The sequence below is a fragment of the Dactylosporangium sp. NPDC051087 genome, assembly GCF_055586325.1.
Map to the genome: position 1 here is coordinate 258,519 of NZ_JBVJIJ010000016.1, position 8,434 is coordinate 266,952.

9 protein-coding genes are annotated in these 8,434 nt (G+C 71.5%); all 9 read right to left on the reverse strand.

Features of this window, described 5'->3' with window-relative positions:
• Positions 1–183: 183 nt before the first annotated feature.
• A complete protein-coding gene (locus tag ACZ6TV_RS29995) occupies positions 184–978 on the reverse strand; it encodes a DivIVA domain-containing protein (RefSeq protein ID WP_465300634.1) in 795 nt (264 codons plus the stop codon).
• 49 nt (positions 979–1,027) lie between these two features.
• Positions 1,028–1,333 (reverse strand): YggT family protein, encoded by a 306-nt coding sequence (locus ACZ6TV_RS30000; protein WP_465300635.1) that lies wholly within the window; start codon positions 1,331–1,333, stop codon positions 1,028–1,030.
• Positions 1,334–1,351: 18 nt separating this feature from the next.
• Positions 1,352–2,089 (reverse strand): cell division protein SepF, encoded by a 738-nt coding sequence (locus tag ACZ6TV_RS30005; RefSeq protein WP_465300673.1) that lies wholly within the window; start codon positions 2,087–2,089, stop codon positions 1,352–1,354.
• A gap of 126 nt (positions 2,090–2,215) precedes the next feature.
• Entirely contained in the window at positions 2,216–2,917 is a 702-nt protein-coding gene (locus tag ACZ6TV_RS30010) for a YggS family pyridoxal phosphate-dependent enzyme (RefSeq protein ID WP_465300636.1), read from the reverse strand.
• 56 nt (positions 2,918–2,973) lie between these two features.
• Positions 2,974–4,077, reverse strand: a complete 1,104-nt coding sequence (gene ftsZ, locus ACZ6TV_RS30015) for a cell division protein FtsZ (RefSeq protein WP_465300637.1) — start codon at positions 4,075–4,077, stop codon at positions 2,974–2,976.
• A 227-nt stretch (positions 4,078–4,304) separates the two neighbouring features.
• Positions 4,305–4,805, reverse strand: a complete 501-nt coding sequence (locus ACZ6TV_RS30020; RefSeq protein ID WP_465300638.1) for a DinB family protein — start codon at positions 4,803–4,805, stop codon at positions 4,305–4,307.
• Entirely contained in the window at positions 4,802–5,566 is a 765-nt protein-coding gene (locus ACZ6TV_RS30025) for a cell division protein FtsQ/DivIB (protein WP_465300639.1), read from the reverse strand. The genes ACZ6TV_RS30020 and ACZ6TV_RS30025 overlap by 4 nt, the downstream gene beginning before the upstream one ends.
• Positions 5,567–5,573: 7 nt before the next feature.
• Positions 5,574–7,013: a UDP-N-acetylmuramate--L-alanine ligase gene (murC, locus tag ACZ6TV_RS30030; protein ID WP_465300640.1), complete on the reverse strand. Its 1,440-nt coding sequence runs from the start codon at positions 7,011–7,013 to the stop codon at positions 5,574–5,576.
• Complete coding sequence (locus tag ACZ6TV_RS30035) at positions 7,010–8,116, reverse strand: UDP-N-acetylglucosamine--N-acetylmuramyl-(pentapeptide) pyrophosphoryl-undecaprenol N-acetylglucosamine transferase (protein WP_465300641.1); 1,107 nt, start codon at positions 8,114–8,116, stop codon at positions 7,010–7,012. The genes murC and ACZ6TV_RS30035 overlap by 4 nt, the downstream gene beginning before the upstream one ends.
• Positions 8,117–8,434 lie beyond the last annotated feature (318 nt).

An 8,434-nucleotide genomic window follows, 5' to 3' on the forward strand; every position in this document is an offset into this window, starting at 1 on the left:
CCCCTCCGCAGGCTAAGCCCCGGCACATGCCCCCCGTACCCGTGTGGGTTTCCCTCAGCGGGGAAACAGAAAGAGACCGGGGAGGGCAACCGCCACCCAAGCTGGGTTTCGGCGGGTTCGCCGCGTGTCGCATTGACCGGCGTGTCGGATCAGTGCTCTGTGCTGGTCACCTGCTGGGCGGGACTAGCGTCCCGCGCCCTCGTAGCCACCCGAGAGGCCCGCGGTCGCGAGGCCGGCACCACCGGCGGCGGCGCGGGGCGCGCCCTCGTTGCGGGCGGCCATCTCGGCCTCGAGGCTCTGCTCGCGGCCGGTCAGGTCGCGCAGCTGGCTCTCCAGGTAGGCCTTCAGGCGGGTCCGGTACTCCCGCTCGAACTGCTTGAGCTCTTCGATGTGCTTCTGCAGCGCCGTGCGCTTCGCGTCCAGGCCGCCCATGGCCTCCTGGTGGCGCTGGCGGGCGTCGCGCTCCAGCGCGTCGGCCTTCGCCCGCGCGTCGCGGGTGACCTCCTCGGCCTTGGTGCGGGCCTCGGACAGCAGCTTGTCGGCCTCGCGGCGGGCGTCGGACACGTGGTCGTCGGCGGTGCGCTGGGCCATCATCAGGACGCGGAGCGCCTGCTGCTCGCCGTCGCCGCCGGTCGGGCCGCCCTGCGAGCGGATCTGGTCCAGCTCCTGCTGCATCCCGCGAGCGGCCTGCTCGGCGGACTGCTTCTCCCGCTGGACGCGCTCGAACTGCGTCTTCATGTCGGCGAGCTCGGCCGCGAGACGCGGGTCACCGCCGCCACCACCGGGACCGGCGGGGGCACGACCGCCACCACCGCGCTCGAGCTGCGCGCGCAGCTCGTTGTTCTCCTCGATGAGACGGGCGAGCTCGCGCTCGACCTCGTCGAGGAAGGCGTCGACTTCCTCCTCGTCGTAGCCCCGTTTACCGATAGGGGGCTTCTTGAAGGCGACGTTGTGGACGTCGGCCGGGGTCAGCGGCATCGAAACTCCTCGGGTCAGTTGCGGCCGCGTGGCCGCCGAGCGGGGCGGGTCACGAGAACACCCCGATCAGTTGCCTTACCACGACGTTCATCAGCACGAACAGGATAACCAGCAGCACAAGCGAAGACAGGTCCACGGCCACGGTACCAATACGCAGTGGACGGATCACCCGCCTCAACGCTTTGAGCGGCGGATCGGTGACGCTCCACACCACCTCAAGAGCGGCCGCGGCTCCCCGGCCAGGTTGCCAGCGGCGGCCGAACTGCATCACGTAGCCCATCACAAAGCGCGCGAGGAGCACCACCAGGAACAGGTAGAGCAGCAGATACACGATCTGCAGGGTGATGGACACCACGGCCGTTGAGTCCTCGCATCAGCTCTGGTTGAAGAACCCGCCCTCGGCGATCTTAGCTTTGTCCTCAGCGGTGACCTGGACATTTGCCGGAGAGAGCAGGAAGACTCGGTTGGTCACCCGCTCGAAGTTACCACGCAGGCCGAATACCAGTCCTGCCGCAAAGTCGACCAGACGCTTGGCGTCGGCCTCGTCCATTTCGGTCAGGTTCATGATCACCGGGTGGCCGTCCCGGAAGTGCTCGCCGATCGTGCGGGCCTCGTTGTACGTGGTGGGGTGCAGCGTCGTGATCGCGTAGCGACGGTCGTCGGCCTCTTCCTCGACCACCGGCCGCTCCCTCGTCAACGGCTGCGGCGCGATCGCCAGGTTGTCTCGTGTCGGGTAGCTGACGGTCGTGGGCCGGGTGATCGAACGCACCGTGCCGCGGCTCGCGGCCGCGTCCCGCTCCGCCGCGGAGAGGCGCTCGGACGCCGTCATCCGCTCGGACGCCGCCAGGCGCTCGGACGCGGTGAGCCGCTCCGACGGCAGCCGCTCGGACAGCCGCTCGGAGGTGGAGAGCCGCTCGGAGGCCGACAGCCGGTCCGACACGGAGAGACGGTCGGACGTCGTGCGGGCACGCGGCGCCGGCACCTCGTCGACGTCGTCCTCGTCGTCGGCGAAGTCGTCACCGTAACCCCGGTAGTGACGGTCGTCGTAGCCCCGCTCGTCCTCGTCCTCGACCAGCCCGAGCCACACGCCCGCCCTGCGCAGAGCACCCATACGCGCTCCTCCGTCCACCGCCATGCGGCACTTCCCCCCGTTGTCGGTGCCACCGATCACATGGTGTGACACCGCCCCGCCGGCGCAGAACCACACCCGTGTAGTTTTTCCGTTCCCGCGGTCAGGCTACCCCAGTGGGGGTCGATTTCCGAGCAATGCACTACCGACACGGACATGTGTCGAGCCGTGCGAAATCGCGGATTCGAGGTCTTCGCTCATCCCCGCGGAAATCCAGTCCGCGCCCGGAAAGCGGACCCGCAGGCGGGCGGACAGGTCGGCGAGTCGCGCGAATGCGGCATCCGGCTCCCAGTCCAGCGGGGCCACCGCCATCACTCCTTTGAGTGTCAGCGCGGGACTCGCCGCGATTGATTCGGCCATATGTTCGATTATCCCGGTGACCGCGCCGCCGCGTTTCTCGTCGTCGTCGAGACTCACCTGGATCAGCACATCGAGGGGCGTTTCCCGCTCCGCCTTGACCGCGGCGTCCACCAGGGCGTCCACCAGGCGCAGGCTGTCCACGGAGTGCACCACGGAGGCGTAGGAGACCACGGAGCGGGCCTTGTTGCGCTGCAGCTGCCCGACGAAGTGCCAGCGCAGCCGGGGGACGCACGCGGCGGCCTTCGCGGCGGCCTCCTGGTCGCGGTTCTCCCCCACGTCGAGCACGCCGAGGGCGGCGAGGCGGTCCACGTCCTCGGCCGGGTAGGTCTTCGTGATCGCGACGAGCGTCACATCCCCGGGGTCCCGCCCGGCGCTCCTGCAGGCCGCCGCGATCCGCTCCCTGACCGCGGCCAGGTTCCGCCCGATCTGCTCGGCTCTCGCGTCACTCACCTGGTCGACCCCCTCAAAGACGTTCGGGTGGGCCCCGCAGGACCCACCCGATTCTTTCAGGCGCCGTTCTTGAGGAAGTCCGGCACGTCGACGTCGTCGAACAGCACCCGCCGGGGCGGCGGCGGGGCCTGGCGCTCGACCGGGGCCGGCTCCTTCGGCTGGTGGTGGTGCGTCGGCCGCGGTGCCCGGGCCTCGACCGGCCGGTAGGCCGGCGCGCCGCCGTCGAACCCGGCAGCGATCACCGTAACGCGCACCTCGTCGCCGAGCGCGTCGTCGATGACCGCGCCGAAGATGATGTTGGCGTCCGGGTGGGCCGCGTCGGTGACCAGCTGCGCCGCGTCGTTGATCTCGAACAGGCCGAGGTCGGAGCCGCCGGCGATGGACAGCAGCACCCCGCGCGCGCCGTCCATGCTCTGCTCCAGCAGCGGGCTGGAGATCGCCGACTCGGCCGCCTCCACGGCGCGGTTGTCACCGCGTGCGCTGCCGATGCCCATGAGGGCGCTGCCCGCGCCGCTCATGACGCTCTTCACGTCGGCGAAGTCGAGGTTGATCAGGCCGGGCGTGGTGATCAGGTCCGTGATGCCCTGAACACCGGAGAGCAGGACCTGGTCGGCCTGCCGGAAGGCGTCCATCATCGAGATGCCCCGGTCGCCGAGCGCCAGGAGCCGGTCGTTGGGGATGACGATGAGCGTGTCGCACTGGTTGCGCAGCTCCTCGATCCCCGCCTCGGCCTGGACCTGCCGGCGCTTGCCCTCGAACGAGAACGGCCGGGTGACCACGCCGATCGTCAGCGCGCCAAGCTTGCGCGCGATGTTCGCCACCACCGGCGCGCCGCCGGTGCCCGTGCCGCCGCCCTCGCCGCACGTGACGAAGACCATGTCGGCGCCCTTGAGCACCTCCTCGATCTCGTCGCGGTGGTCCTCGGCGGCGTTCTTGCCCACATCGGGATTGGCGCCCGCGCCGAGCCCGCGGGTCAGTTCCCGGCCGACGTCGAGCTTGACGTCGGCGTCGCTCATCAGCAGGGCCTGGGCGTCGGTGTTGATCGCGATGAACTCGACGCCCTTGAGGCCAACCTCGATCATGCGATTGACGGCGTTGACCCCGCCGCCGCCGATGCCGACGACCTTGATGACCGCGAGATAGTTGTGCGGATGTGTCATCGGACTGCCTTTCCTTTCGAGGTTGGCGAGCGCCGATCCCTTCCCGGAGCCGTCGAACTGACGAAGCCCGACCCCGCGACGGGCGGCGTCCGCCATGCAGACGCACTGGATGTGGGTCCCGCAAACCCTCACCCTTTACTAGAGGCTTATAGTTATGTCAACTAATGCCTTATCGCAAGGTAAGGGCCCGACTGTCGCGATCCAAGGACCGCCGCCCGGCGTGTCGGCTATTCCCCGACGACTCCGTCGACCAATTCCCTAACGGCGTCGAGGTGCCCGTTGTGACGGGCGGTCTCCTCGATCATGTGCAACAGCACCCAGCGGACCGGAACCTCGTCGCCGTGCCGGCGTCCGGCGCACATCCCGCCGACGTCGACACGCTCCAGAATCGTGCGTGAGACGGCGCACTGGTGGCGGTACCGCAGCAGATTCCCCTCAAGGGTGGCGCCGGGCACGCGCCGCCACTCCAGGTCGGGGTCGTCGTCGCTCCAGTGCGCCGGCACGTCCAGCCCGGCGACGACCCGCTCGAACCAGTACGACTCCACCGCCGTGAGATGCGACACCAGCCCCGCGGCGCTGGTCAGCGGCGACGACGGCAGCGGCGTGCGCCACGCGTCGTGCTCGGCGAGGCCGGCGCACTTCACGTGGACCGTCTCGCGGTGCCAGTCGAGCCAGGCCGCCAGCTGCTCCCGCTCGTCGCCGGTGAACGGCGGGTCGGCACGGGTCATTTCTCCAGCACCACCCCGGGCGCGCTGACGTCGAGGGTCTTGTCCGGTTCGATCTTCGTGAACTGCAGCACCCGGATCTTCGCCTCGTTGTCGGCGGCGTCGCCCCAGACGACGGTGCGGCGGTCGGTGAGCTCGAGCCGGATCCGGGTCGGCGCGTCGGCGACGAGCGCGACGAGCGGGTCACGCAGCCACGGCGGCAGCGCCGCCAGGACGGTCAGCGCCGCCTTCGTCGTGGCGTCCCCGGCGCCGGGCGCGGCGAGGCGCAGCACCGGCAGCCCCGGCGGGGCCGAGCCGACCGGCAGGTACGCGACCCCGTCGGCGTCCAGCAGGGTGTAGCCGAGCGCCCGCGGCACCACGGCGATGGCGGTGCGCTCCTTGACGGTGAGGACCAGGGTGCGCGGGTAGTCCTTCGACGCGCTGACGGTCCGCACCGGCGGCAGCGAGCGGACCCGCCGCTCGACGGCGGCGAGGTCGAGCCGCGCCAGGGGCGTGCCGTCCGGGACCCTGGCGGCGTCCCGGACGTCCTGGGCGGTGAGCGCCGACACGCCGGTCACCCGGATCCCGTGGACCCCGAGCGCCGGCGTGGCGTAGACGATCGCGACGACCCCGCCGAGCAGCGCGACGACGCCGACCCCGACCAGCCAGGACAGCAGCACGCGGAGGCGGTGCCGCCGGGCCCGCTTCGCGAAGCGCCGCTGGGACGAGCCGGCGGGCGCCGTGCGGGGTGCGAGGACGAGCCGCCAGCCGCGCGTGGACGTCAAGGCCTCCTCAGTCCTCCTCGGGCCGGTTGTGCCGCCCGACGTAGCCGGCGGCGGACTCCTTCAGCGCCGCCAGGAGCTCGTCGCCCATCAGCGAGATCGGCGGCGCGCCCATCGTGACGACGACGTCGCCCTCCCGGACCCGGGCGACGACCTCGCCGGGCACGTCCTCCCAGGACGGCACGAACACCTTGCGGTCCTCGGGCAGGTCGACGGCGGCGGTCAGCGCGACCCCGCCCTCCCCCGGCTCGCGGACCTCGCCGGGGCCGAAGACCTCCATGACGATCGCCTCGTCGCCCAGGGACAGCGCGGCGGCGATCTCGGCCTGGAAGTCGCGGGTGCGGTACATCCGGTACGGCTGGAACACCACGATCAGCCGGCCACCGGCGGCGACCTCGCGCAGGGTGCGCATGGCCGCCTCGATCGGGACCGGGTGGTAGGCGTACTCGTCGTAGATCCGCACGCCGGCCTCGGCGCCCTTGAACTCGAAGCGCCGCCGCACGCCGGGGAACGTCGACAGGGCCTCGATCGCCGACTCGGCGGAGATGCCCAGCCGCAGCGCGGTGAGCAGCGCCCCGGCGGAGTTGAGGCCGAGGTGCGCGCCGGGGATCGGCAGGTACACCTCGCCGAGGGACACGCCCTCGTGGTGCGCGACGTAGCGAACGCCCTGCGCGGAGGAGCGCACCTCGCTCAGCCGCAGGTCGGCGTCGGGGGCCGTGCCGTAGGTGACGACGTCGCCGCCGGCGGCGCGGACCCGCACCGTCATCCGCTGGGCGCCGGGGTCGTCGGCGCACGTGACCACGAAGCCGCCGGCCTCGGTGCGGGCGCAGAACTCGACGAACGCGTCCTCGAGGCCCTGCAGGTCGCCGTAGGTGTTGAGGTGGTCGGCGTCGATGTTGGTGACGACGGCGACGTGCGGGTTGTAGAGCAGGAACGACCGGTCGCTCTCGTCGGCCTCGGCCACGAACAGCTCGCCGCTGCCGTGGTGGGCGTTGGAGCCGACCTCGGAGATCTCCCCGCCGATGACGAACGACGGGTCGAGCCCGGCGTGCTGGAGCATCAGCGTGATCATCGACGTGGTCGTGGTCTTGCCGTGGGTGCCGGCCACCGCGATGCTGCGCCGCCCGACCATGGTGGCGGCGAGGGCCTCGGACCGGTGCATGAGCCGCAGCCCCCGCTCCCGGGCGGTGACCAGCTCGATGTGGTCCTGCGGGATCGCGGTCGAGTAGACGACCGTGTCGACCCCGTCGAGGTTGGACGGCTGGTGCTCGCGGAAGATCGTGCCGCCGAGCGCCTTGAGCGCCGCCAGCTGCGGCCACTCCCGCAGCTCGCTGCCGCTCGTCGGGATGCCGCGGGTGAGCAGCAGGCGCGCCAGGCCGCTCATGCCGACCCCGCCCACCCCGACCAGGTGGACGGTCCCGAGATCCTCTGCAGTCAACGCCTCAGTCATGCTCCGACCACTTTCAGCAGGTACCGGCGGAGGGCCTCGTCGCCGTCGCGGCGGCCATACCCGGCGGCGGCGCGGCTCATGCCGGCGAGGCGGGCGCCGTCGCGGACCAGGGGCACCACGGTGTCGGTGACCCACTGCGGGGAGAGGTCGCCGTCCTCGACGATCAGCCCGCCGCCGGCCTCGACGACCGGCAGCGCGTTGCGGCGCTGCTCGCCGTTGCCCCAGGGCAGCGGCACGTAGATGGCGGGCATGCCGACCGCGGCGGTCTCCGCGCAGGTCATCGCGCCGCCCCGGCACAGCGCCAGGTCGCCCGCGGCGTACCCCAGCTCCATCTCCGACAGGAATTTGATCTTGACATACGGCGCGGGCAGCCCGCTGGGCACCTCGACGTCGTCGTTGCGGGCGCCGATGATGTGCAGCACCTGCACGCCGGAGCCGGTGATCTGCTTCGCCGCGCCGGACACCGCCAGGTTGATCGAGCGGGCACCGGCGGAGGCGCCGAAGACGAACAGCGTCGGCAGGTGCGGGTCGAGGCCGAAGTGCGCCCGGGCCCGCTCCCGCAGCGCGGCCCGGTCCAGGGTCGCGATGCTCTGCCGCAGCGGCACCCCGACGACCTCGGCGTGCGCCACGGAGGGGATCTGCTGCGCCTGGTGGGGGAAGCCCAGGACGATGTGCTTGGTGAAGCGCATGCCCATCTTGTTGGCCACGCCGACGGGCACGTTGACCTCGTGGATGACCGTGGGCGTCTTGCGCCGCCAGGCGGCGATGTAGGCCGGGACGGAGACGTAGCCGCCGAAGCCGACGACCGCGTCGGCCTCGACCTCGTCGAGGATCTCGCGGGTCGCCTTCGCCGCCTTGAACATCCGGTCCGGTGTGCGGACCAGGTTCATGTTCACCGAGCGGGGCAGCTGGAAGGCCGGCACGTGGCGCAGGTCATAGCCGCGCTGCGGGATGATCTCACCCTCCATCCCGCGCTCCGAGCCGATACAGGTGATCCGCAGGCCGGGGTCGTGCCGGCGGAGGCAGTCGGCGAAGGCGAGCAGCGGGTAGATGTGCCCGCCGGTGCCTCCGCCGGCCAGCACCACGGAGCGCAGCGCTGCCATCAGGAGCTCCTTCCGCGGGTCCGTCCGGGACTGCTGCCGCCAGGCACCAGGGGACGACCCGTCGCGCGTGTCGAGGGGACGTCACCGTCGCTCTCCGAGCGTGCGCGCGGCAGCGGCGGCAACGGCGCCCAGAGTAGTCGCACCCACTTTCGCGGCGGACGGGCGTGCATGGCTCTGGCGCAGTCGGGCTCGGGGGGGGGGGGGGGGGGGGGGACCCCCCCCCCCCCGAAGGCCAACACCCAGGCACTGTCGCCATTTGAGACGAACGGGAGGGGGAAGCCGGGGGGCGGCACGGGGACGGTGATGACGCCTATGTTG

Bases quoted from the DNA above. Each gene is read 5' to 3' on its own strand.
- ACZ6TV_RS29995 (WP_465300634.1), bottom strand. From the start codon at position 978: ATGCCGCTGACCCCGGCCGACGTCCACAACGTCGCCTTCAAGAAGCCC.
- ACZ6TV_RS30005 (WP_465300673.1), bottom strand. From the start codon at position 2,089: ATGGGTGCTCTGCGCAGGGCGGGCGTGTGGCTCGGGCTGGTCGAGGAC.
- ftsZ (WP_465300637.1), bottom strand. From the start codon at position 4,077: ATGACACATCCGCACAACTATCTCGCGGTCATCAAGGTCGTCGGCATC.
- ACZ6TV_RS30020 (WP_465300638.1), bottom strand. From the start codon at position 4,805: ATGACCCGTGCCGACCCGCCGTTCACCGGCGACGAGCGGGAGCAGCTG.
- murC (WP_465300640.1), bottom strand. From the start codon at position 7,013: ATGACTGAGGCGTTGACTGCAGAGGATCTCGGGACCGTCCACCTGGTC.
- ACZ6TV_RS30035 (WP_465300641.1), bottom strand. From the start codon at position 8,116: ATGGCAGCGCTGCGCTCCGTGGTGCTGGCCGGCGGAGGCACCGGCGGG.